The organism is Frankia sp. CcI49, assembly GCF_001983215.1.
Taxonomy (GTDB): domain Bacteria; phylum Actinomycetota; class Actinomycetes; order Frankiales; family Frankiaceae; genus Parafrankia; species Parafrankia irregularis.
Genome location: NZ_MOWP01000009.1, coordinates 133022 through 155822 on the forward strand (window position 1 = coordinate 133022; position 22801 = coordinate 155822).

Annotated in this window: 19 protein-coding genes and 1 pseudogene; 8 read left to right on the forward strand and 12 right to left on the reverse strand. The window is 70.4% G+C overall.

The features are described from left to right. Nucleotides 1–305 precede the first annotated feature (305 nt). A complete protein-coding gene (locus CcI49_RS09420; protein ID WP_076825735.1) occupies nucleotides 306–1502 on the forward strand; it encodes a hypothetical protein in 1197 nt (398 codons plus the stop codon). Between the two features lie 6 nt (nucleotides 1503–1508). After that, nucleotides 1509–2636, forward strand: a complete 1128-nt coding sequence (locus CcI49_RS09425) for a phosphotransferase (RefSeq protein ID WP_076825737.1) — start codon at nucleotides 1509–1511, stop codon at nucleotides 2634–2636. 119 nt (nucleotides 2637–2755) lie between these two features. Here CcI49_RS09425 and CcI49_RS09430 read toward each other — a convergent pair whose 3' ends face one another. Further along, the gene (locus CcI49_RS09430) at nucleotides 2756–3853 is read right to left on the reverse strand and encodes a lipocalin family protein (protein ID WP_083749398.1); all 1098 of its coding nucleotides are present in this window, start codon (nucleotides 3851–3853) and stop codon (nucleotides 2756–2758) included. Nucleotides 3854–4097: 244 nt separating this feature from the next. Here CcI49_RS09430 and CcI49_RS09435 point away from each other — a divergent pair, with 244 nt between their 5' ends. Next, complete coding sequence (locus CcI49_RS09435) at nucleotides 4098–6434, forward strand: LuxR C-terminal-related transcriptional regulator (RefSeq protein ID WP_076825739.1); 2337 nt, start codon at nucleotides 4098–4100, stop codon at nucleotides 6432–6434. Nucleotides 6435–6458: 24 nt separating this feature from the next. Here CcI49_RS09435 and CcI49_RS09440 read toward each other — a convergent pair whose 3' ends face one another. From CcI49_RS09440 to CcI49_RS09455, 4 genes are read right to left on the reverse strand one after another with little or no spacing between them, the layout of a single operon-like run. After that, a complete protein-coding gene (locus CcI49_RS09440) occupies nucleotides 6459–7820 on the reverse strand; it encodes a DUF4407 domain-containing protein (RefSeq protein ID WP_083749399.1) in 1362 nt (453 codons plus the stop codon). After that, nucleotides 7817–9229: a hypothetical protein gene (locus tag CcI49_RS09445; protein ID WP_076825741.1), complete on the reverse strand. Its 1413-nt coding sequence runs from the start codon at nucleotides 9227–9229 to the stop codon at nucleotides 7817–7819. The genes CcI49_RS09440 and CcI49_RS09445 overlap by 4 nt, the downstream gene beginning before the upstream one ends. Further along, nucleotides 9229–11412, reverse strand: a complete 2184-nt coding sequence (locus tag CcI49_RS09450; protein WP_076825743.1) for a hypothetical protein — start codon at nucleotides 11410–11412, stop codon at nucleotides 9229–9231. The genes CcI49_RS09445 and CcI49_RS09450 overlap by 1 nt, the downstream gene beginning before the upstream one ends. Then, on the reverse strand, nucleotides 11387–12160 hold the full coding sequence (locus CcI49_RS09455; RefSeq protein WP_083749400.1) for a hypothetical protein: 774 nt from the start codon (nucleotides 12158–12160) through the stop codon (nucleotides 11387–11389). The genes CcI49_RS09450 and CcI49_RS09455 overlap by 26 nt, the downstream gene beginning before the upstream one ends. Before the next feature lie 667 nt (nucleotides 12161–12827). Here CcI49_RS09455 and CcI49_RS09460 point away from each other — a divergent pair. Continuing rightward, the gene (locus CcI49_RS09460; protein WP_076825745.1) at nucleotides 12828–13205 is read left to right on the forward strand and encodes a class I SAM-dependent methyltransferase; all 378 of its coding nucleotides are present in this window, start codon (nucleotides 12828–12830) and stop codon (nucleotides 13203–13205) included. A 25-nt stretch (nucleotides 13206–13230) separates the two neighbouring features. Here CcI49_RS09460 and CcI49_RS09465 read toward each other — a convergent pair whose 3' ends face one another. Then, the gene (locus CcI49_RS09465; RefSeq protein WP_347280111.1) at nucleotides 13231–14013 is read right to left on the reverse strand and encodes an adenosylcobinamide amidohydrolase; all 783 of its coding nucleotides are present in this window, start codon (nucleotides 14011–14013) and stop codon (nucleotides 13231–13233) included. 257 nt (nucleotides 14014–14270) lie between these two features. Between CcI49_RS09465 and CcI49_RS09470 the strand changes: the two are divergent. Next, nucleotides 14271–14420 (forward strand): annotated as a pseudogene (locus tag CcI49_RS09470) (SDR family oxidoreductase); the annotation flags it as partial. 117 nt (nucleotides 14421–14537) lie between these two features. Next, complete coding sequence (locus tag CcI49_RS09475; RefSeq protein WP_076825747.1) at nucleotides 14538–15131, forward strand: TetR/AcrR family transcriptional regulator; 594 nt, start codon at nucleotides 14538–14540, stop codon at nucleotides 15129–15131. An 18-nt stretch (nucleotides 15132–15149) separates the two neighbouring features. On the opposite strand, the gene CcI49_RS09480 is transcribed toward CcI49_RS09475, so the two are convergent. After that, nucleotides 15150–15740: a carboxymuconolactone decarboxylase family protein gene (locus CcI49_RS09480; protein WP_076825750.1), complete on the reverse strand. Its 591-nt coding sequence runs from the start codon at nucleotides 15738–15740 to the stop codon at nucleotides 15150–15152. 58 nt (nucleotides 15741–15798) lie between these two features. Further along, the gene (locus tag CcI49_RS09485) at nucleotides 15799–16395 is read right to left on the reverse strand and encodes a nuclear transport factor 2 family protein (protein ID WP_076825752.1); all 597 of its coding nucleotides are present in this window, start codon (nucleotides 16393–16395) and stop codon (nucleotides 15799–15801) included. 193 nt (nucleotides 16396–16588) lie between these two features. Between CcI49_RS09485 and CcI49_RS09490 the strand changes: the two genes are divergently transcribed. Together CcI49_RS09490 and CcI49_RS09495 are read left to right on the forward strand one after the other, a co-directional pair. Then, nucleotides 16589–17512 carry a TIGR03564 family F420-dependent LLM class oxidoreductase gene (locus CcI49_RS09490; RefSeq protein ID WP_054570782.1) on the forward strand — a complete coding sequence of 308 codons (924 nt, stop codon included), beginning with the start codon at nucleotides 16589–16591 and terminating at the stop codon, nucleotides 17510–17512. Nucleotides 17513–17876: 364 nt separating this feature from the next. Next, on the forward strand, nucleotides 17877–18731 hold the full coding sequence (locus tag CcI49_RS09495; RefSeq protein WP_076825754.1) for a helix-turn-helix transcriptional regulator: 855 nt from the start codon (nucleotides 17877–17879) through the stop codon (nucleotides 18729–18731). A gap of 342 nt (nucleotides 18732–19073) precedes the next feature. Here CcI49_RS09495 and CcI49_RS09500 read toward each other — a convergent pair whose 3' ends face one another. The 4 genes from CcI49_RS09500 to CcI49_RS09515 form a co-directional block, all read right to left on the reverse strand. After that, nucleotides 19074–19349, reverse strand: a complete 276-nt coding sequence (locus CcI49_RS09500) for a DUF397 domain-containing protein (protein ID WP_083473867.1) — start codon at nucleotides 19347–19349, stop codon at nucleotides 19074–19076. Between the two features lie 137 nt (nucleotides 19350–19486). Then, entirely contained in the window at nucleotides 19487–20239 is a 753-nt protein-coding gene (locus tag CcI49_RS09505; RefSeq protein ID WP_054570784.1) for a hypothetical protein, read from the reverse strand. 214 nt (nucleotides 20240–20453) lie between these two features. Beyond that, the gene (locus CcI49_RS09510) at nucleotides 20454–20930 is read right to left on the reverse strand and encodes a hypothetical protein (protein WP_131831046.1); all 477 of its coding nucleotides are present in this window, start codon (nucleotides 20928–20930) and stop codon (nucleotides 20454–20456) included. Nucleotides 20931–21100: 170 nt separating this feature from the next. After that, a complete protein-coding gene (locus CcI49_RS09515) occupies nucleotides 21101–22762 on the reverse strand; it encodes a sensor domain-containing diguanylate cyclase (protein ID WP_158230735.1) in 1662 nt (553 codons plus the stop codon). Nucleotides 22763–22801: the final 39 nt, after the last annotated feature.

A 22801-nucleotide genomic window follows, 5' to 3' on the forward strand; every position in this document is an offset into this window, starting at 1 on the left:
AACCGGGCTTGTCAGGGTCTCGTCGCCCGCGACACGACCGGCACCGGTATCCGATGTCGTCATCCGCTGTCCGATGTCGTCATCCGCTGTCGCGCGATCCTCGGTGACGGCCTCGTCCACCGCTCGTACTGCTACCAATCCGTGGGAGGGGCGCTCCGTAGTTTCACGGAGGACTTGGGGCGGCGCTGCGGTGCATCGTGTGGCTGGCCCTGCACAGCCCAGACGAGGGCTGCCTGCCAGCAGGCGCGACACCATGCCCGCGCCGCCCTCCCGAAGGGCCGCCCCTCCCGAAGGGATCTGCCCGCATGCTCACGCCGTTCGACGACTACCCCGTGCACCAGACCGCCCTCCCGGTCGCGCACGCCGGTGGCGGGCATCCCGATCACTACGACCGCTTCTGGTTCAACGGCTACGACGAGCACATGTTCTTCGCGGTCGCGCTCGGGCTCTACCCGAACCGCGGGATCATCGATGCGGCTTTCAGCGTCGTCCGCGATGGTGTTCAGCGGTCCGTGTTCGCCTCGGGGCGGGTCCCGCTCGACCGGACCCGGACCAGCGTCGGCCCGATCGCCGTGGACATCGTGGAGCCGATGCGGGTCAGCCGCATCCGGGTCGACGCGCCGGAGCACGGGCTGGTCGCCGACCTCACCGCCACCGCCCGCACGGCCGCCTACGAGGAGCCGAGGGCCACCCGTAACGACGGGACCTACCCGCTGATGGACGTCACGCGCGCAACCCAGATGGTGAGCTGGAGTGGGCAGCTCACTGTCGGCGGGCAGTCCATCCAGCTGACCGCGACGGGCTCAGACGCCGCCGGGGACGGCGGAGACGGTGACGGCATCGGCGGGGACTGTGCCGGTGGGGACGGTGTCGTCGGCGTCGTCGGGACGAAGGACCGCTCGTGGGGCGTCCGGGGCCTGGGCGATCCCATTCCCGCCGCGCCGCGGCGCATGAAGCCCCAGACGTTCTTCCTCTGGGCCCCGCTCAACTTTGCGGATGAGTGCCTGCACTACACGGTGATGGAGGACGAGAACGGCCGGCCCTGGACGGAGACGGCGGCGGTGCTGCCCGTGCTCGGTGCCGGCGATCCGGTCTTCGGGCCGGAGGCGGACCTCGGCATCCGACGGCTGCGCGGGGTGCGCCATGACGTGCGGTGGGCCGCGGGCCTGCGCCGTTCCGAAGGAGCCACCCTGCTGCTCGGGCCGGGTGAGTCGGTGGAGCTGGAACCGCTGCGCACCTTCCGCATGAAGGGAGTCGGCTACCTGCATCCGGTCTGGGGGCACGGCCGGTGGCACGGTGAGCTGGTCGTCGGCGCGGAGACGCACAAGGAATCCGAGCTGGACACCCTCGCTCCCGACTGCATCCACGTGCAGCAGGTGATGCGGGCCAGGTGGGGCGACCGGACCGGGCTGGGCGTGCTGGAACAGCTCGCCATCGGTCCGCACGCACCCAGCGGCTTCCGGAAGCTGTTCGACGGCGCCCCGGCGCGCCCGGAGGCCTGAGCCGCCATGCCGACGAATCACGAGCCGAATCAGGACGAGCCGAGTCACGGGCGGAGCGCCGGCGACCAGGTGCCGGTCGTCGACGATCCGGCTGCGGTGACCCCGCAGTGGTTGACCGCGGCGCTGCGCGCCGGCGGCACCGAGGCCGAGATTGTCGCTGTCAGTCACGAGGCCATCGGTACCGGCCAGCTCGGCGCCAGTTACCGCTTCCACCTGCAGGCCCGCCCCGGGCAGGACGGGAGCGCCCCGAGCACCGTCGTCATCAAGATGGCCGCCGGTGACCTCAGGACCCGGACGCTGATCGCCACGGCCTATCGGCAGGAGACCGGCTTCTACCGCGTGTTCGCCCCGTCGGCCCGGATCCGGGTGCCGCGCTGCTGGTACGCGGGTCTGGCCGACGACGGGCTCAGCTTCACCCTCGTCCTGGAGGACGCCCACCCCGCGAGCCCGGGACGACAGGTCCAGGGGTGCACGACCGACCAGGCGACCGCCGCCGTGCGCAACCTCGCCGGCCTGCACGCGCCGTTCTGGAACGACGACACCCTCACCGAACAGGCGACCTGGCTGCGGCGGACGAGTGAGACGGCGCTGCGCTCCATGCGGGAGGTGCTCGTCAGCGCGGCCGACACCTTCGTCGCCCGTTTCCGTGCCGACCTCTCGGTGGCGGACGCCGACGTCCTGCTCCGAACCGCCGACCAGATCGCGCGGTGGGGCCGGCAGATCCGGCACCGCACGTCGCTCATCCACGGCGACTACCGCCTCGACAACCTCCTGTTCACGGCCGACGGTCAGGTGGTGACCGTCGACTGGCAGACCCTTGAGGCCGGCTTTCCCGGCCGCGACCTCGCGTACTTCCTGTCGACGGCGCTCCCTGCCCCGCAGCGCCGTCGACAGGAGACGTCGCTGGTGGCCGCCTACCACGAGCGGCTCCTGCAGCACGGCGTCACGGACTACCCGCTCGGCGCCTGCTTCGAGGACTACCGCCTCGGCACCCTGCACGGACCGATGACGGCGATGATCGGCTGCGTGTACGCGCCGGGGACGCCGACCGAGAGCTCGGACCAGATGTTCCTGTCGATGGCGACGAACTGCGCCGCCGCGATCCGCGAGCTGGGCACCCTTGACCTGCTCTGACGGGACCAGCTCTGACGGACAGGTGCCGGGGCGGGACGTCGTTCTCCGTCCCGCCCCGGCAGCTCGGTTCAGCCCAGTTCAGTCCAGTTCGTCAGCGGTCCGTTGTGGATACGGGGCTGTCAGGCGAACGGGGTCGGCATGATGTGGACCGGTGTGAGCTCCACGTACGACTTGCCGCTGACGGACTGGCCGTTGATGGTGCCGGTGACCGTCGACGCGCCYTCCCAGTAGGACGACTGCGGAATACCCGGGATGAACAGTTCCTGGCCGGCGAGCCGGGGGGTGACCGTCAGCGTGCCGCCGGGAACGTTGACCGTCCACTTCGCCGGGTAGACGGCCCCGGTGTCGGGGCTGGTCCAGCTGCCCTGCGGGGTCTCGCTGATCGCCGTCGGCGCGAGGTTCGTGGTCGAGCCGTTGGCGTTGACCTTTGTTCCGACGACCTGGACGAGCTGGCCGTACATGTCCTTGATGAAGTACAGCATGTACTGGGTGTTGTTCGTCAGCTGGATGCTGAACCAGTCCCAGTTGCCGATACCGTTGTTGAAGTCACCCCACTGGTGGTCCTGCCAGCCGATGCCGGTGATGAACACCGGTATGCCGTGGTCGGTGACCGTCCCCGAGGCCTTCAGGTTCGTCTGGGAGTAGTAGGCCGACTCGCCCCACGGGCCGTAGGGGATCACGCCACCGGTTCCGTGCTGGGCACTGGGCGTCGACTGGCTCAGCGTGAGGTCGATGGCGTAGCTGTTGTCGGCGAACTTGCCGCTCACGTGGTTGACGCCGTTCTTGCCATCCGCGTGCAGCAGGCCGACGGTGTAGTTGTAGCCGCCACCGGCCGGCACGACGTCGGCCTGGGTCACCACGGTGGTGATGTCCTGCTTGAACGTCTTGCGGGTGAGGTCGGTGATGGCGAACTGGCCGTTGTAGTCAGCGGTCGCCGGCTCGGTTCCCCGTGCGTCCGACCGGATGACCGTGTGCTCGAACCCGTACTCGTGATACTTGCCGAAGATGTCGATGCCCTGCAGGTGCCCGGTGAAGTACCACCATTCCATGGAGGAGTCCGGGTGCGCCGCCTCGTCCGCCGGCAGCACGACCGCGGGCATCGCGGCGGTCGCGCTCTGGCTGTTCAGCACGAGCAGGAGCGGAGTGCACAGGGCGCCGAGGACAAGCCCTAATCGCCTGCGCTGACGCCGCCCGGGCGATAATTTGGCGAGTTTCATTTACTGCCTCCCTGGAGGGTGCTGGAAAAGGGGGAGCGAGAGGTCGTGTCGCCCCTGGCGAGGCTGCGTGCGGTCCCGCCCGCCGGCGGATGTCGCTCTTTCCCCGTCGGTGCGGAGCGTGGGGATCAGGATGCCGAGGGCGATGCCGGAAGTCCTCCGTGAAACTACGGACGACTCCGTACGGCTGATTGGTAGTTCGCTCGCGGTGAGTTGACGCCTCTGCCGGCGGGCCCGAGGATGACCCATGCCCCTACGGCCGCTGAATCCCGCACTGCCCGGGGAACGCACCAGTTTCGTGGGCCGGGGGTCGGAGCTCACGGAGCTTCGGCGCCTGCTCGGGCGGCACCGGCTGGTAACGGTCACCGGCCCCGGCGGAGTGGGCAAGTCGCGGCTGGCCCTGCGCGCGGCGGCGAAGGCCCAGCGGACGTACCCGGGCGGTGTCCATGTCGTGGAGCTCGGCGAGCTCCACGACCCCGACCTGCTGGTTCCCACGGTAGCGGCGGCGCTCGACTGCCGGCCGCGTGACGGTGCGTCCGACATGGAGGCGCTGAGCGAGCACCTCGCGTCCAGGCAGCTGCTGCTGGTCCTGGACAACTGCGAACATCTCGTGGCGGCCTGCGCCCACCTGGCTGACGAGCTGATGGGCCGGTGCCCCGACCTGCGTCTCGCCGTGACCAGCCGGGAGTCCCTGCGGATCCCGGGCGAGGCCACCTACCTGGTGAAACCGTTCGACGTCGCGCAGGAGCATGCGCCCGGCCGCGCCGCCGAGCGGGACGCGATGATGCTGTTCCTGGAGCGGGCCCAGTCGGTCCGGTCCGATTTCGAGCTCACCGACGGCAACCGGGCCGCGGTCTGGGAGATCTGCCGCCGGCTGGAGGGCATGCCCCTGCCCATCGAGCTCGCCGCGATGCGAACCCGGGCGCTGTCGCCGGCGGAGATCCTCGCCCATCTCGCCACCGGTACCGGTACCGGTACCGGTACCAGTACCAGGATCCTGCGCCAGGACGGCCGGGGCGTCACCACGGTCCGGCAGAGCTCCCCGCAGGCCTGCGCCGGCTGGAGCTACGACCTGTGCACCGGGCCGGAGCGGCAGTTGTGGGCTCGCCTGTCGGTGTTCGCCGGCGGCTTCGACCTCGACGCGGCCGCAGGTGTCGTCGCAGCCGGCGGGCTCGGCGAACCTCCGCTGGAACTGGTCTTCACCCTGGTCGACAAATCCGTCCTGACGTTCGAACCGGGACCGGAACGCGGCCGCCTCCGGCTGCCGGAGATGTACCGGGAGTACGGGCAGGACAGACTCACGGAGCAGGGTGAGACGGAGGCGTTGCGGCGCCGGCACCGGGACTGGTTCTCCGCCGTCGTGAGCCAGGCCAGGGACGAAGGTGCCGGCGCCGGGTGGTCGCGGTGGCTGAGCCGATTACGTCGGGACCACGCGAACCTCGACCGGGCCCTCGGCTACTGCGCCGCCGCGGGTGACGGCGACGCCGGGTTGGAGCTGGCCACCTCGCTGCACCGCTACTGGGTGGCCGACGGCCGGTTCGCCGAGGGCCAGCGCTGGCTGACCACGTTCGTCGACCAGACCGAGGGCGAGGGGCCGGGCCGTCTGCAGGCCCTGCACACCGCGGGCTGGCTGGCCGCCATGCGCGGTGACATCACCTCCGCCGAACGGCTCCGGCTGGACGCCGCGCGGCTGTCCGCCCGCGAGGGCAAAGGCGGCGGCCAGGCGCTCATCACCCAGCTCGACGGGCTCGGCGCGCTCTACGCCGGCCGGCCCGGGGCGATCGAGGCGCTGAAACCCGCGTTGGCGCAGTTCCGCCGGGACGGCGAGCTCGACCATCTGCAGGAGACGCTGTCCCTGCTCATGCTCGCGGTCGCGTTCGGTGCCGACTCCGGCGACGCGGAGGACTACCACCGCGAATGGACCACCATCGCGGCCGCGCTGGACGAACCTCGGCTGCGTTCGTACGCCGACTGGGCCTACTCGATCGCCACCTGGAAGGCCGGTGACGCCCGGCGCGCCCGCGAGATCGCCCGAGCAACGCTCGCCGACGGGCACGGCAGCCTCGACAGGCTGGGCATCGTCCTGCTGCTGGAGGCCGCGGCCTGGTTCGAGAGCAGCCTCGACGAGCACGCCACCGCCGCCCTGCTGTTCGGCGCCGCGGACAGTCTGTGGAAGCGGATGGGCACGTCGACCACCGCCCTGCCCGGGCTGTTCCGCTGCCGCCAGCGGGCCGAAGCCACCGCCCGGCAGGCGCTGGGCCGCCGGGCGTTCGAAACGGCCTGGGCCCGCGGCGCTGTGCTGGAGCTGGAGGAGGCCTGTGCCCACGCCGTCAGCGGGCGGAGTCCCATCGTCGCGGTGCCAGCAGTCACCAGCGGCAGTGCCCCGACCGTGACCGCCCCGCTGACAGCACGGGAACGCCAGGTGGCCGACCTGCTGGCCCGCGGCCTGAGCAACCGGGAGATCGCGGACACCCTGAAGGTCTCGCCCCGCACCGCCGAGGCGCACGTCCAGCAGATCCTCAACAAGCTCGGCCTCCCCACCCGCGCCCGGGTCGCCGCCTGGCTCGCCGACCACCGCCCGTGAGGGGGCGCCCCCTGTAGGCGAGCGCTACGCCGCCACGCTGTCAGCATTGCGGAGGCGGGCGGCGAGTTCCTCGATCTCGAGGTCGAGCTCGGCCTCCCGATCCGCCCGGGCAGCTCGGTCCGCGCCGGTGATGCGTTCGGAGGCGATGCGGAAGTCGTGCTCGATCCGCTGGAGTCCGACCTCGTCGGCCGCCTGGGCCTGGCGGCCGCGGCGGGCGAGGTACCGCTCGTACAGCCGCTGGCCTTCTGCTGACTGCCGGGACACCAGCTCGTCGTACTTCGATCTGCCGCTCATCAGCTTCGTCAGGGTGGGCAGGCAGTCGACGAGCACGAGCAGGATCCGCAGCAGCCACTCCCCGGCGAGCACCGCGTGGCTGCGATCGGCCAGCCGTGCGAGCGCGTCGGTCTCCTCGAGGAAGCCGATATGCCCGTAGTGTTTCCCTTTCTGATCGCGCCTGGTTTTGATGGCGCCGGTCAGCGCGGTGTTGTAGGCGGTTTCTGCTTCCTGGATCTTAGTGGGTGCATTATTGATCTTCTCGTTCAGCTGGGCGAGGTTCTTTTCATACTCCGGCAGTTTACTGCTGTCGAGATATTGGTTCCGGGTCTGCCAGGCTGTCCGGCATTTTTCACCCTCTCCGGGAATCCCGGAGAGGGTGCCGGAGGCGTTCGAGGCGCCGTTGCACTCCTGCTCGGCGAAGGTTTCCTTTTCGTGCAGAACGCGGCGTCGTTCGGCCACCAGCGGTTCGAGTCTGTCGCGTACCTTGCGGTCCTCGACCTGCTGGTTGCGCAGCGCGGCGGGTGAGCCGGGTACGTCCGAGATCAGCAGATCGGCGCACTCCGGGCTTCGCACGATCTCCCCGGAGATGGGATTGCACTTCTTCAGGGAGCTCTCGTACGCCGCCAGGTCCTGATCGCGCCCGTCCAGGACCTCCTGGCGGATGTCCGAGCTGAAGGCCCAGAGCACGAGGGGCTCGGCGATGACCGTTCCCATCAGCACCGAGATGAGGATCCTGCCGGCGAACACCTTCAGCCTGCTCCTGCCGAGTACCCCGTGGGTGCTCGCCACGAGCCAGCTGTCGAAGCTGAGGATCACATAGCCCCAGAGCAACCCCACCGGGACGAGCACCGGCAGGGGGACGCCGAGCGTTCGCCCCAGGGCGACCCCGAGCGACAGCGCGGCCAGCGAGGCCGTGTTGATGACGATCGCGCCGAGCCGGGCGTAACGCGGGCGCTCCTCCGGCACCCAGTCCAGGATGTCCTCGCTGATTCCGATGACAGCGCGCAGCCGCCTGCCGGCACCGCCGTCCGGCGCGGCGGGCCGGAACGGCGGAGAGTCCAGGCTGCTCAGGTCGTCCGGAACGATGGTGCGCTGATCGGTGAGGCTCATCCGTCTTCTTCCCGAACATCGGCGTCGAAGTCGGGACTCTCGCCACCGGGCGCATCCGCGCCGCGGAGGGCGGCGGGGTCGCCGAAGGAGAGCCGGTCGTGCGCCGGGCTCAGCTCGTCGTCGCCGGCCCGCGCAGTGGTGGTGCTCGGTACCAGCTCGCCCACCAGCCGGTCGAGGTTCACGTTCACCAGGTCGAAGTGCCCCCGCTTGGCGAACTCGCGCAGGATCTCCAGTTTCACCTCGATCGCGCGTTTCGCGTCTGCCCGCGCGTAGTCCTCGGCGCGGCGGCGGTCCTCCCGGGCGAGCTGGCTCTCGAGCTGGGCGTCGTCGCGTCGCTCCAGCCGCCGCTGCTCGTTCTCCCGGCGAACTCGCTCGTCTTCGGCACGCCGCTCCTGGCGCAGCATCTCCAGCTCGGCCCGGGAACGCTCGGCCTCCTCGCGTGCCACCGCCTCCCGGTGCGCCTCCTCCAGCCGAAGCCGCTCGGCGAACTCGCCGGCGCTGAGCTCGCCGTTGAGGTGGGCGAGCAACGTGGCGGTGCGGGAGTCCGACGCGACGGCCTCCGCGGTTCTCCGGACCTCGGAGAGCAGATGGTCGCGCCTGGCCTCGTCCAGACCCAGCTCGGCGTGCTGGCGCTCAACCGCCACCTGCTTGTGGTGCCGGAGCTGCTCGATCACCGAGAGGTGCTGGAAACGTGCGTTGGCCGCGTCAAGGGTCTGCTCCTGCTCCTGGCGCAGACCGCGCAGTCTGCTCTCCCCGCTGGCGCGTTCGAGGTCGAGCAACTGGTTGAGCTGCAGCTGGTCCGCGTCGAGCATGTGCGTGTCCCGCAGGTCACGTCGTTTCCTCGCCAGTTCCGCCAGTTCCGCGGGAGTGAGTACCTCGACGCTCACCAGCGTCACGGCGAGGCCCGGGATCACTGGCGGCCGCAGGGTGGTGAAGGCCCTGATCTGGGCGTTGACGTCCCTGCGCACCTCGTTGATCTGTGATGCCGAGGCGTTGAGACCGAGCTCGAAGATGCGACGGTGGCCGCGCAGGTACGTCTCGAGCGCCGCGGCGGCGCTGCGGATTCCCTCCCGGACCACGGTGACCGCGTTGTGGACTGTGCACGCGAACGTGACCAGCACCGGGAAGTCGCTCGCCTCCGCGGAGGGGATCGCGAGCCGCACCGTGACCTGGGCATCGTGCTGCAGGTCGACGACACTGACGTGGCTGGCGTCGACCACCGTCGTGTGGTCGCGGCCCAGTTTCGCCGGGTCGGGCACGTACTCGCCGTCCACCCGATAGACCAGCACCTGGTGGGCGGACGGCCGAGGCAGGTCCTCACCCGACCTCGTTCGCTGGCGGTGGATCAGTCCGCGTCGCCGAGCCGGGTCGAGTGCTCGTTCTTCGACGAGGGGGTAGCCGGTGCTCATCACACGATGTCCGTTCCGACGAGGATCCGTACGAATCTCGTCCGCGCGTCGCGAGCATCGCCGACCAGGCCGACCAGGTCCGCACGGAAGGTCAGCAGCTCGGCGGCGGTGAGATCCCGCTGTAGCGCGGAGCCCAGGCCGGCCGCGATATCGGTGCCGGCGTCGATGTTGTCGAGTGCCGCCAAGGCGGCCGTGAGCGCCTCCATGCCTCTCCTCCGGTAGCCGTGATGGCGGATGACACCGCCCCACAGGCGAGCGGCGAGGCTCGCCTGGTCGGGGCGGGATGACAGATAGGAACTGATGGCCGGGCGTCCGTCGACGGGATCCCGGTAACTGAGGACGGTGAGCGTCGTGTCCATCGTCAGGTCGGTGAGCCGGACGTCCACGCCCCGCCGGGTGAACCGGTCGAGGTGACGCCCGAGCGTCCTGAGCACGACGGTCGCGTCCTCCTCGGCGTGGGTCAGCGCGGCGAACAGGTTCGCCAGGCCCGCCTGGGCCTGCGTCGACAGCCGGGGGTCCTGGGTAATCAGTTGCCAGAACCGGCGGACCGCCTCCGTGGGGTAGCGCAGCCCGAGCTCGCCGCTGAACGCCAGCAGCGCGGTATGGCGCCGCTCACCGTCGGGCTCGTTGGTCCATCGGATCGCTCGCCGCAGTGCGAACCGGGACAGGGCATCCCCGAAACACATGACCCACAAGGTGAAGGAAGCCGTGAGCTGCCCCTTCGGGCCGATCACTCCCGCGGCCCAGCGTTCCAGGTACTCGTGCTCGACCTCGTCGGTGTCGGTCCGTGCGAGGTGGGCGAGCCCGGCGGCCACCTCGCGCGGGTCGCAGTCGTCCAGCACCTCCTCCAACCAGGAGCGCACCGCGTCCCAGAAACGCGAGTCGTGCCGGCGGGACAGCTCCTCGACCACGCGCCGGCGGTAGCCCGCCGACCTGAACGCGACGGCATACCGGGCGATCTCCCCGGACTCCTGGGCCTGCACCGCGATCAGCCCGCCGGGGTCGGAGAAGGCCGCGCGGATCTCGGGAAGGCCGCCGGCCGGGAGGTTTCGCGGGCCGGCGTCCTCGGGCGGCGCGAGCCTGCGGGTGAGCTGGGAGTCGAGGCGCTCCACCAGCCGCTCGAACGACCGCCGGCTCTGGCCGACCGTGAAGCAGAGCGCGGTGACCTCGACGATCTCCCGCTGCGTTCGTCCCCGGTCGAACCATGCGCCTACCTGGGACGCGGCGGTCGAGTCGAAGACGTCGAACGCACATTCGATGCCTTCGCCGGCTCTGATGCGCCGCCCCACGTCGGCGACGCTGGCCGTGGTCCACTCGGGTGGAATCACCTCCACGAGCTGAGCAAGATCGATTTCTGGCAGGTCGGGGAGATGGGCGCGGAGCACGGCGCTCAGGGAGGGCCGCGACCAGCGCACATGCCGAACCGCTTCGGTCCTGGTCGCCGTGCGCTCCTCGGCCGTGATGACCAGGTATGCGCCCGCGTCACGGATCCGGTCCCGAACAGCCCGCCAGACGACGTCCTCGCCGTGCGCGCGGAGTTCCCGGATGTGGTCGATCGTCAGGTAGGCATAGCCCCGTTCGTAGTCCCGCTCGGCGTGATCCTGCAGGGTGAGCACCGGCGGGAGCATGACGATGTGGCTGTCAGTGACCTCCCGCAGCAGCGCTATGGCGGCGGCCCGCCGTCCGGTGCCCTCCTGACCTTCCAGAACCAGGACGTGGTTCTCCAGCAGCGCCTCAAGCGCGGTCGCGTACTGCGCGGGACGGACGTAGAAGTCCAGCGCCGCGCGAACGTCCTGGTCGTCGAGTCGGCCGGTGGCCCGGCGCCGGCCCGCGCCCGGCACCGCCCAGGCGGAGCCGAACCCGCTGCCCGGGGCGTAGACCGGCGCGTTGAACGTCAGGTAGGCCTGCGCGAACGTGTTCCTCTCAGCCTCAGCCTCAGCCTCAGCTTTGGCCTCGGCCTCGGGCTCGGCCTGCTCACCGGCCGGCCGGTGGTGTCCGATGCCGTCCTCGTCGACACTCTCCGGGCTCTGCTCCTCCGGCTCGCCCGTGGCGGCGCGGTCAGAGGCCAGGCGTTCAGAGGTCGGGCGGTCGGGGCCTGCGCGGCCGCCGGCCCCCGGCCGTGGCTCCGCGGGACTGTGAGCGGTGCCGGAGCCGGGCTCAGTACCGGATTCCGAAAGTGGCATTCTCGGCGGTCACCGTTCCGTGGAATTCGTTGTGGATGGTCGGGGTGGCCGCGCGCCGAGCCGTGGCGGGCCGCCGTCGCCCGTCCTTGGACCGGCCTGCGGCCGTGGGCGCGGCGTCCTGGGCTTCGTCGCTCTGACCGGCAGCTGGATCCAGGACGGCCGGGTCGATGCCCGGCACCCAGATCCACGCCTGGCCGGTGTACTCCTTCTCCCGGACGCGGACCTCGCGGAAGTCCGTCGGTCGCAGCGTCGTGTGGCCTTGGGCGATCACGTCGTTGAACACCGGCCCCGAGACGACCACGGCGAGGTTCGCGCCTGAGGAAGTCAGCGCCGCACGGAGCTCTTCGGAGCCCACGAGGCGGCTGACCACCACCGGTCCCTGGCCGGCGACACCGTTGCTCGCCGACGCGGCCACGCCGTGATGGATCGCGAGCCGGAGCCGCAGGCGGGGCCCGGCGGGGTGCTTCTCGTTCAGCCTCGTCAGCGCCCGGCTCAGCTCGTGGACGAACTGGCCGACCACACGCTGCTCCGGCACGTCGGGCGGCAGGACGGCGAGCTCCCCGTCACCGGACGGATGGCGGTCCCAGCGTTCCCGTGCCACCCCGGCCTGGTCGGATGCCCACTGCAGAACTGTCAGCAGATCGCGCTGGGCGTCCATCTGCTGGCCGTCATCTCGCCGGCCGTACTCCATCACGTCCACGGCGACGATGACCGCTCGCCTGAACGCTGGCTCATCCTGTGCCGACAAAGCCGTCCTCCTTACTGAGATCATCATCCGTTCCCCGGAAAAACACGGGTTCGGCCAGGTCTTTTCGCTGGACATATCTGATGGAAACAGGGAGTGTGGTGCGACTCGGCCGTCTCGCTACGGCAGGGTGACGGGTGCCGTCTGGATTCGGGCACCCGCAACGTTCGATGAAGATGTCTGGCCAACTGCGAAATACGCACCCTGATCCGGAGTTCCCGGAAGACACAGTACAGGCACTTTTCGGCGATGCAAGCCTCCGGAGAATGTTTCCCCTCGCTGGCACGTCGTGCGGCAGGAAAAGGACAGGTCGAACGTTCTGGACTGCTTGTCCCGACATGTTGAGACGCCGATATGACAGCTTGCCGGGTCGAGCTTTCGCGAAACAATTTGCGACGTTCTTTGCGGCGGACTGCGTGCCTGGGAAGCCATCAACGCTGGTCACCGGGCCAGGAATTTGCGCGGCGGCCCGACTGTCGCCCTGTCGTGAAGGCTGTGGGAAGCGTGGCCGAATCCGCCTCGGCGCCCGTGGCCGGAGGTGGCGCAATCATTCGAGAGCGTCTACCGGCGAGACAGGTTCCGAACGGCCCCACCGGGTTGCGACGGTTCCCGTCCCGGTTATCCATGCAGGCGCCGGCCGTGTCACAGGTAAGTGGTGCAGGATGCAGGTATGCCGGCGAAGAGGATTCCGGGCGGTTTCGAGCACACCTTCGATGCCCGGGGCCTGTTCGACCGCGACTACCTCTACTTCTATGCCTCGCAGCTCACGGAAGCCCGTAGCGATGCCGAGACGCGGCTGATCTGGGAGCCGCTCGAACTCGAGCCCGGGATGGAAACGCTCGACCTGGCCTGCGGGCACGGCCGGACCGCCAACCGCCTGGCAGCCCGCGGCTGCCAGGCGACCGGCCTGGACACCGCTGCGCTGTTCCTCGCACACGCACGACTGGACGCTGCCGCGCGGAATGTCAGCTACATCGAGGCGGATATGCGCGCGCTGCCCTGGGTTGAACGTGCGGCACGCTCACGCCTCGTCGTCGGGTGTCGCTGACCAGCATTTCCGCCGAACGGCCGGGCTACCGCCTTTCCATTGTTTCCCGGAGAGGCTCACCGCAGGTGGTGGTGCCATTCGTGGCAGTGGCAGTGGCAGTGGCAGTGGCGGCAGCGGCGGCGGCGGCGTAGCGTGCGGTGCCGTCGGTGACGGCGGCATGGACGGCGCGGGCAAGCCGTGCTCCCCACTGGGAGCGCGGGCCGCAGTACACGGCTCGCGGCTGGCTCGAATCCGTGTCWCCTGGGCCTTCCGCGCCTTCTGCCCCGTCCGGGCAGCACACCACGACGGCGTCCGACGCGGTGCCGGTGCCGGGCATGCCGGCGTCCAGCAGCGCCTGGGTTTTGGCCTCGGTGGCTGTGATGACGGCGTTGACCAGGGCGGCGTCGCTCAGTCGTACGGGCAGCATGCAGACCAGGTTGACCGTGCCGGGGCGCCATCTGGCTTCGGGCAGCGACAGGCCGTCCGGTGCGGCGGCCCACGTCGGGTAGGAAAGCCCGACCGTCGCGTCGCAACGGACACCGCCGTCGCCGGCACTGCTCATCTGCCGGGTGTCCGCGGCGGTCATCAGCCCGGCGCCGGCCCCCGCCGGCAGGCCGAGCCTGGTGGCGATCTCGCCGAGATGGACGGCGGGGTCGTCACGGCGGTAGTCCAGCGCCACCTCGGCATTGATGATCCACTCGCCGTGGATGAGCCCGCCGCCGAGGACCGCGCTGGAAATCATCCGCACTGGAGTGGCGAACCGCCAGACGAGCACCGGACGCCGCTGCCCCGCGCCGTCGTCGTGGTGCTCGAGCTGGTCGAGTTCCACCGCCACCGTCGGGTGGGCTGGCGCGCCCTCGGCAACGCCCGCGGCGCCCGTGGCGCCGGCGAGTTCGACGCTCACCGTGGACGTACCGCCGAAGTACGTACCGGCGCCGAAAGGCCGGTGCGCGGGGCGGGCTGACCTCGCCGAAACGGGGGCGGCCAGCCCGTCAGGGTTTCTTCTCATCCTCGTCATTGGCTCCTCGCCACACCTTAGCGAGCAGCCGCCGTCGCCTCTGGCCGAGGCCGGGTCGGCGGTAGGCCGAGACGCTGGCGCGGATGGTCCCGGTCGGCCGGCTGGGTACGGGTGATGACATCGCCGCGGTCTGCGTGTTCCTGTGCAGCGACGAGGCCGGTTATCTGACCGGCCAGACCCGCTATGTCCACGGCGGCCCAGGCCCGGCCGGCATCTGACGAAAGCGCTGCGCGGGGCGGCGCCTGCGCGCAGGGCGGCGGCTTCGTACGGTTCGATGAGGTCGGAGTGGTACCTGCGGCCGCCCCACCAGTTGCGACGGTCCTGAAAGGCAACAGATGACGACACCTCGCCGGGTTGGCACGGAGACGTCGAAGACGCGCGCGGCGTTGTTGGACAGTGCGGAGCGGCTCATGCTCGGCGAGGGGTACGCGGCGGTCACCTACCGCGGCGTGGCAGCCCGGGCCGGGGTGACCTCCGGTCTCGTCCAGTACTACTTCCCGACGCTGGATGATCTTTTTCTCGCCCTGGTCCGGCGCCGGACGGAGCAGACCCTGAGCACACTGGTCGAGGCGCTTCAGACGGGTCAGCCGCTACGCGCGCTCTGGGAGTTCTCGAACAACCGGACGGCCGGAGCCCTGATCGCGGAGCTGACGGCACTGGCGAACCACCGCAAGATAATCAGGGCCGAGATGGCGGCGGTCGGCGAGAWGGTCCGTGCGCTGACGCTCGAGGCGTTGGCCAGGTCGTCGAACGACTACACGGTTCCGCTGGAGAACATCCCGCCCGAGGTGCTCGTCTTCCTGGTGACCAGCAGCCCGCGGGCGATAATCACCGAGCAGTCGGTGGGCATGTCGACGTCCCATGCCGAGACGCTCGAGTTCGTCGAGCGTTACCTCGACCGAGTCGAGCCCCGCCAGCTGGACAGCTAGCCCCGACGGCGTTCGCTTTCACGTCGCTGCGGGGGTGGACGCCGGTTTCAGGTCGTCGTCGAAATCGAGTTGCAGCGCTCCCGTCATGAATGCGGAGATCTCGTAGGCGCCGACGGTGAGAACGACGTCCAGGAGCTGCTGCGTGTCGAGCTCGGCCGCGAGGGCCGCCCAGGTCGGGTCCGTGATCGTGCCGCCGGCGATCAGTTCGTCGACGGCACGCAGCAGCGCGGCGTCGAGGGGCTCCCAGAACGGGGCGTCGGGCCCGAGGGCGATCCGGCCGATCTCACCCTCGGTGAGGCCGGCGTCCAGGCCGACGGGAACGTTCTGGGCCCAGACATAGCCACACCCGCGGACGGCCGCCACCCTGATGATGAGCAGGTGCCGCTGCCGCGCGGTGAGGGTGGTGCCCCGCATGACGTGGCCGTTGAGGGTGAACAGCGCCCGCGCGAGCTCCGGATGATGGGCGAACGTCCCCAGCGAGTTGAGCGCCCTGGGGCGGCCCTCCCGGTAGGTGGCCGGGTGGCGAGGCTCGGGCGGGGTCATCGCGGCCAGCGCGTCCCGCATCCGCGCCGGCCACTGCCGGGGCGGGATGGGCTCGACTCGTGCCATTCTCAGGGCTCCTTCCGGCTTGTCGCTTCGTCGCTTCGTCGCTCGCCGCTTCTGCCGGCTACCAGCGCGCGGGTGCGGGGGAGTCGAGGCGGAGCGGTCGCTGGTAGGCCAGGTCGTGCTGGTCCCGGGTGCCCTTCAGGTAGCCCTGCCGTTGGAACACCGGCGTCTGCAGCGCCGAGGCGTCGGCCGTGAGCATGAGCTCGACGGTCGACCGCCGCAGGCTGATCTTCCAGATGCCGTCGCGTCGTTCGAGGCGGTCGAGGTAGCGGCCGTTGATCAGGGTCGCGGTCCGGCCGTCGGGGCTGAGCAGGGTGACCAGCACGTAGCTTTCGGCGTGCGCGACGTCTCCGTCGATCTCGCAGCTGTGGGTCGTGATGTTGTGCAGGTGCTGCTGTGAGGTGGCCCCGTGCACGGTGTTCGCCCAGGCGCCGTACTCCGGCCCGGGGTTGGTCTTCGCGCCGTGCTCGTCGACGCCGTCCGGATGATAGGTGCCCGCGATCAGGTCGAGGTCGTGGCGGTCGCAGCCACGGGCGTGGTCGGCGATGCAGTCGATGATCGCCGTGCGGTCGGTCAGGTACTGGACCTGACGGCGGAGGCCGTCGAGCCCGCCGTGCTGGTCGTTCTCGCCGTGCTCGCCGTGCTCGCCGTCGGGCATGCGCGCTCCTTTGATGGCCGGAGTCGCTGGCGGGATTCCGGCGGGGTGCGGGCCCTCAGCCCTGCACATCGGGACCATACACATGTATAAAAGGACGCGTCCACGATTTTGAGAGCGTGATTCTCTTACGCTCGCGGGCTCGGATGAGGCCGTGGGCCTGCGAACGCGCTCGGCCCGGCCCCGGGAGGCAGCCATGCGTATCGGTCTGACCGGAGGCGCGTCGACGCCCGACAAGATCGTCAAGCAGGCCCGCCAGGCGGAGCAGGACGGGTTCCACGCGCTCTGGTACGCCAGCGTCGTCACCGGCGACCCGCTCGTCGCGATGGCGCTGGCCGGGCGGGAGACGTCCAGGATCGAGCTGGGCACCGCCGTGCTGCAGACCTACCCGTGCCATCCGCTGCTGCAGGCAAACCGGGCCGCCTCGGTCGTCGCGACCATGGGCCGGCCCGGTTTCACGCTCGGCCTCGGGCCGTCGCACGAATCGGTCGTGCGCGACGCGTACGGGATGTCCTACGACCATCCGGGGCGCAGCACCGAGGAGTACCTGACGATCCTCGGCCCGCTGCTGCGCGGCGAGGACGTCGACTTCCAGGGGCAGGACTGGTCAACCCGCAGCGCGGGACGGATGGCGCCACTGGCTCATCCGGTGCCGGTCCTGCTCGCCGCCCTGTCGCCGCGCCTGCTGCGAATCGCCGGTGAGCACGCCGACGGCGTGGTGCTGTGGATGGCCCCGCCGAAGGCCATCGAGACGCACATCGTGCCCCGGCTGTCCGCCGCGGCCTCGGCTGCCGGGCGACCGGCGCCCCGCGTTGTCGCGGGCCTGCCTGTGGCTGTCCACGATGACCGGGCCGAGGCCCGGGAGGCGACCGCCGCGACCGCGGCCGGGTATGCGGGCATGCCGAACTACCAGCGCATTCTCGCTCTCGGTGGCGCCGACACCCCCAGCGACGCCGCCATCGTGGGCGACGAGGCCTCCGTCCGTGCGCAGTTGGAAGCGCTGATCGGCGCCGGCGCCACCGAGGTCTGGGTGAACATCGTCCCGGTCGGAGACACCCGGGAGGCACGGGTCGCCTCCCTGCGCCGCACCACCAGCCTGCTGCAGGAGCTCCTCGACTAACCCCTGCCCGGTAGCCCGGTTTGTCGAGTCGCAAGGGTGAACGATCTGGGTCGTTCCAACGACCGAAATCCTTCTTTCTTGCGGATCGCCAAGTGAGTCTTTGCCCTTTTTGGGATGAAATATCGGCGCTGCGCGGCGGTGCGGCGGGATCATCGATGGGTGGCGGCCGTGGGTCGGGTGTGGCCGCGTGGGGCGGGCGCCGCCCGTGGGTCGGGCGGACGTATCGTCACGAACGGTTGCCGCGCCGGTACCCTTCCTGGCAGGCTGCAATTTGTCGTATGCAAATTGCGCATCCGGCCTCCCGGTGGAGTTGAATCCGTCAGGATGAGTACCGACCCAGGGCAGGGAAGGTGAGGCGGCCGCCATGGCGACCAACGCCGTCGTTGCGCGCAGACGACTCGCGCTGAGCCTCCGGGAACGGCGGCTGCGGGCCGGCCTGACCCTGGAGGAGATGGCCCGCCGGATGGAGTGCTCGCCAGCCAAGATCAGTCGGATGGAGACCGGGCGCACCGGCGTCCGCGTCGCCGACCTGCGAATGATCGCCGACGTGCTCGGGCTCGGGCCGGCCGACCACGAGGCGATGATCGAGCTGGTGCGCCAGGCCCGAGGTCGGGAATGGTGGCATGAGTTCGCCGACATCGTCCCCGAGGGGTCGGCCACGCTCTTCGGCCTCGAGGACGGCGCGCCGGCCATCAGCCAGCACAGCACGTCGATCGTGCCCGGCCTGCTGCAGACCCCCGAGTACGCCCGCGCACTGATCTCCTCGGTGGAGGGGATCACCGCCGACCTGGTTGAACGGCGCCTGGCGCTGCGGCTGCGCCGCCAGCACCTGCTGGACCGTCCACAGCCCMCGCGGCTGGACATCGTCCTGGACGAGGCCGTGCTGTGCCGGGTGATCGGTGGCGCCGAGGTGATGGCTGGCCAGTGCCGCCATCTGCTCGCGCGTGCCGCGGCCCCGCATGTGGTCGTCCGGGTGGTGCCGTTCGACGCCGCCACGCACGCCGCGGAGGGCGTCGGTTTCATCATCTTCGAGTTCGACGGCGAGGAGGACGTGATGACTCCGGTCGTCTTCGCCGAGCAGCTGAGCCGGAGCACCTTGATCGATGACCCTGATGAGGCGGGCGGCTACCAGACCGCACTCGCCGGCGCGCGCAGCGCCGCGCTGACGCCGGAGCGCTCCCTCGAGCTGATCGCCGCGCGGGCCGCCGGGCTGCGCTGACCGCCGGGCTGCTGACCGCCGGGCTGCGCTGACCCGCCCGGCTGTGCCGGTCTGCACGTACCCGCATGGACCCGCGCTGACCTGCGGCCTGCGCTGACCCACCGGGCGGTACCTGGGCTCGCCGCCGTCCCTCTCCCCGTGTGGGACGGCGGCGAGCCTTGCGTCCGGCCGGACGTCTCGGTGGCGGTTGGCCAGATTGCCGACCAGGCGGAAGCCTCGCGCAACTTGCGAGATGCAACTTGCAAGCTGCAGTATTGCGGATGCGTCCACCGATCTCAACGAAATGCCGGTCGTGGCCGGATGAACTGTGCGACCGGCCGGGTCGGCCGGCCCTCAGGTGACTCAGATCAGCGGCAGCTCGAACTCACCGTTACGAACGCCGCGAAGGAACGCCTCCCATTCCTCGGGAGTGAAGCGCAGGACCGGCCCGTCGAGGTCCTTCGAGTCGCGCACGCCGACACCGCCCGGCCCGAGCTGCACGTCCACACAGGTGTCCGCGGCGCCCTGACAGAAGCTGCTGCGCAGCCAGGAACGGTCGGCGGAGGCAGAGGCGGGGGCGGAGGCAGAGACGGAGGTGACGGGATGCGACGCACTGTCCAGGTGCGCGGGGCGGAACATGAACACTCCTTGATGGAAGGCCGGGGCGATCGGCCGAGGCGGAGCGAGTCTCGCGGGCTCCGGACCACCGTCGGTGGACAMTACGATCACACCTTTTCGTGGCCCGTTCCGAAAGGCTGCGCTGGCGCAGTGTCCGGTCAGCGCAACCACGCCGGTGGGCGGCGATAGGCCGCGAACGCGGGCGGTGCGAGGTAACCGGCCTGGACGAGGACGTAGAGGTAGTCGGGGTTGGTCAGCCCCACCCGGCGGTGCAGGCCCAGCCGTACCGCCCGCTCGTGGACGTGCCGGAGCCGTTCCCGTACCGCGCTCTCGCCGATACCGAGGCGGCGGGCGGCGGCGTCGAGCTGCATGGGCTGTGCGGGCAGCCGCGGCGGCCACTGCAACAGCTCGTTGAAGACCAGCCGCACCGCCTCCTCCTGCGGGCCGGACAGCGGCAGCGGAGGCTCGGGGCTGACGGTCCAGGTGGTCGTGGGTGGTTGGGCCCGCGGGCCCTGGGTCGTCACCGTTGCGGTGTCGGCTTCCAGCAGCAGCCAGTGATGGGCCGGATCGCTGGTGTCGGGCCCCTGGCGCTTAGCCCCGCCGAGCAGGCGGATCGCGAGTCGCGGCCAGCGCAGGAACTGGCGCCCGGTGATGCGCTGCGGCGCCTGGCCCCAGGGGTGCAGCATCGCGCCGTTGAGGTTGAGCACGTTGATGTCCCAGCCGTCCTCGGCGGCCGTCACCTCGATCGCCTTTCGGGAGATCCCCCGGTTGAGGACCTCGACGCCGAGCCTGAGCTCGCCCTCGCGGCCGACGACAAGTGTTCGGCCGACCTCGACGGACAGCCCGACGGGCACACACGACCGGCCGGGCTCGTACTCGTAGGCCAGCATCCACCGCTCACCCGCGCTCATCGTGCCGATACCCCGCTCTCCCGACTCCGTTTCGGTGGTTGCCGCGCGAACGGTATTTTTTCGATCCACCGCCTCGCCGGGTCCGGCGGGTGCGCCCGCGATGGCGGGATGATGCTGGGGTGTAGTGACTTCGCGGGTGGGAGCGTCAGGAGATCCCGACAGGTGTCGGCGATGCGCGGTTCGGCGGGCGGACTACAGCCTCGGGGCGACAGCCTCAGAAGGTCGCCGGTGTCCGCCGGTGATCGAGGTGGAACCGCATAGGCCCGGCCGGATCAATCCCGTACTCGGCCAGGTCGACCGCGCCGAGCTCGATGCTGTCGAATGCGACACCGCGAGCCGTGACGGAGACGACGATGTTTCCGGGAAGGCGCCCGACGGCGATCTGCTCGCCGAGAAACACCGAAACCCTGAAGTCGTGCGCGACTCCGTCGACGGACAGCGAACGGTGCACCGAGTTCGCGGCGATGGACTCGAGGTGCTCCAGTGTGCGGGCGCCGAGCGCGGAGCTGTCCTGGTCGGGGCTGTTCGCGACGACGAGGAATGCCTCAAGAGTTCCGTCAGTGACCGGATCGTCGAGCCGATGATCGGCTCTGACACCGCCCAGGTCGGGCCGCGCCGAGTTCACCACCACTCGCGGGCCCTGGGACCAGTCGCCGTGGCAGAGGCCGACCGACCATACGGCCGATCCCATGTCCGTGCCGTAGCCGACCACCCAGCCGGGCCTGATCCCGGGATAACGCGGCCCATGGACCGGCCATGACGGTATGGCCGACGGCGTCTTCTTCGCCACCTGAGCGAGAGTAGACGACTCGGAAATCGCGGAGCACCGCGGTCGGCTCGGGTGCGCTGAGGCCGGTCGGGTTACGCCTGGTAGGTGGTGACGGATTGCCCGCCCCCGGCCTGCTTGGCCTTGTACATGGACATATCCGCGGCGTTCAGCAGGCGGTCCGGACTGGTGCGGCCCGCGTCCGAGATGGCGACTCCCGCGCTGGCGGTCACCGTGTGGAGGACGCCCTCCACCGAGATCGCCTCGCCCAGACGGGCGATGACCCGGTGGGCCAGCCGCTCGATCTGGCCGCGGTCGCGCACCTCGGTGCAGACGATGGCGAACTCGTCCCCGCCCAGCCGGCCGACGAGGTCGGTGGGCCGGACGGCGGCTGACAGGCGGTTGGCGACGGTGCGTAGCACGGCGTCCCCGGCTTTGTGGCCGTGGTCGTCATTGATCCTTTTGAAGCCGTCGAGGTCGAGGAACATCACCGCGACGGAACGGCCCTGGCCGTGGGAGGGGTCGAGGGCCTGGCCGAGGTGGTCGAGGAGCGCTGCGCGGTTGGCCAGCCCGGTCAGGTCGTCGTGCTGGGACCGGTACCGCAGCTGGCGTTCCGCGGCCAGCCGTGCGGTGGCGGAGACCAGGACGTCCGCGATGGCCCRAACATGCTGTTCGTTGTCGGCGTCGTTCACGCCGCCCGCGAGCGCGCCGGCGGTGTCGGTCGCAGTGTCGGTGTCGGGCCGCTGCACCACGACGACCCGTGCTGACCGGCGGCCCTGCCCCGCGCCCGCCACCAGTGTCTGCCAGCCTGGGACGACGGACGCGTACCGGATGTCGCCGGCCGCGGGGATGTCACTCGTTCCGGCGAGGTGGGCGGCCACGAGGCTAGCCCAGCCGGGGGGTGGGCCCAACGCCGGTTCGGGCACCGTGCAGGCCACCGGAGCCGTACCGCCGACATCCCACAGTGAGACGTGCGCGTTCAGTGAACCGGCGAGCGTTCGTACCGCCAGGCGCCACAGTGCGGCCGAGTCGGCGGTCTCAAGTGCCTGATGGGCGAACCGCGCGACGACGGCCTGTCGGGCGCGGGCCCGCTCGCGGGCCGTGACATCCACGCCAACCCCGACCATCCGGGTCACCTTGCCCTGGGCGTCCAGCAACGGGGTGAGACTGACGTCGACATGGCCGCCGACGGCGGCGGTGGTGGTACGTGCGACGACGCGGCCGGACTGCGCGTCGCGCAGAAGCTCGATGAGCTCCGTCTCGTCGGCGAAGACCTCGAAGACGGAGGAGACCCTCGACTGTGCCAGCCCCGCGACAGCTCCCGGGGCGATACCGCCGCCGCCGATCAGCACGCGCCCGGCGGCGTCCAGCAACGCGAAGCTGACCGGGCTGTGGGCGAGGATCGTCTGCACCTGCTCGCGCAGCAGGTCGCCGTCGGCGCGGTCCTGGAGGAAGCACGCACAGTCAGCGCATCCGGGCCCTGATGCCAGTCTGGTCATCACGACCGGCACCGCGGAGCCGCCCGGCCGCCGGATCACCATGGCGTGGCGGTCCGGTGAGGAGTGCTGGTCGCGAGGGAGCAGCCCGTCCCACTCGTCGAAGGACAGCTGGGACATCAGCGGGGTGCCGAGCAGTTCGGGCCGGTCCCGGTCGAACAGGGYGACCGCGCGGTTGTTGAGATAGGAGATGCGCTCCTCCGGCGGGGTGACCACCACGACGCCGACCGGCAGGTCGTCGACCATCCTGCGCCATCGCACTGTTCCTCCCTCCGTCCCGCCGGGTTTCCCATCCATCGG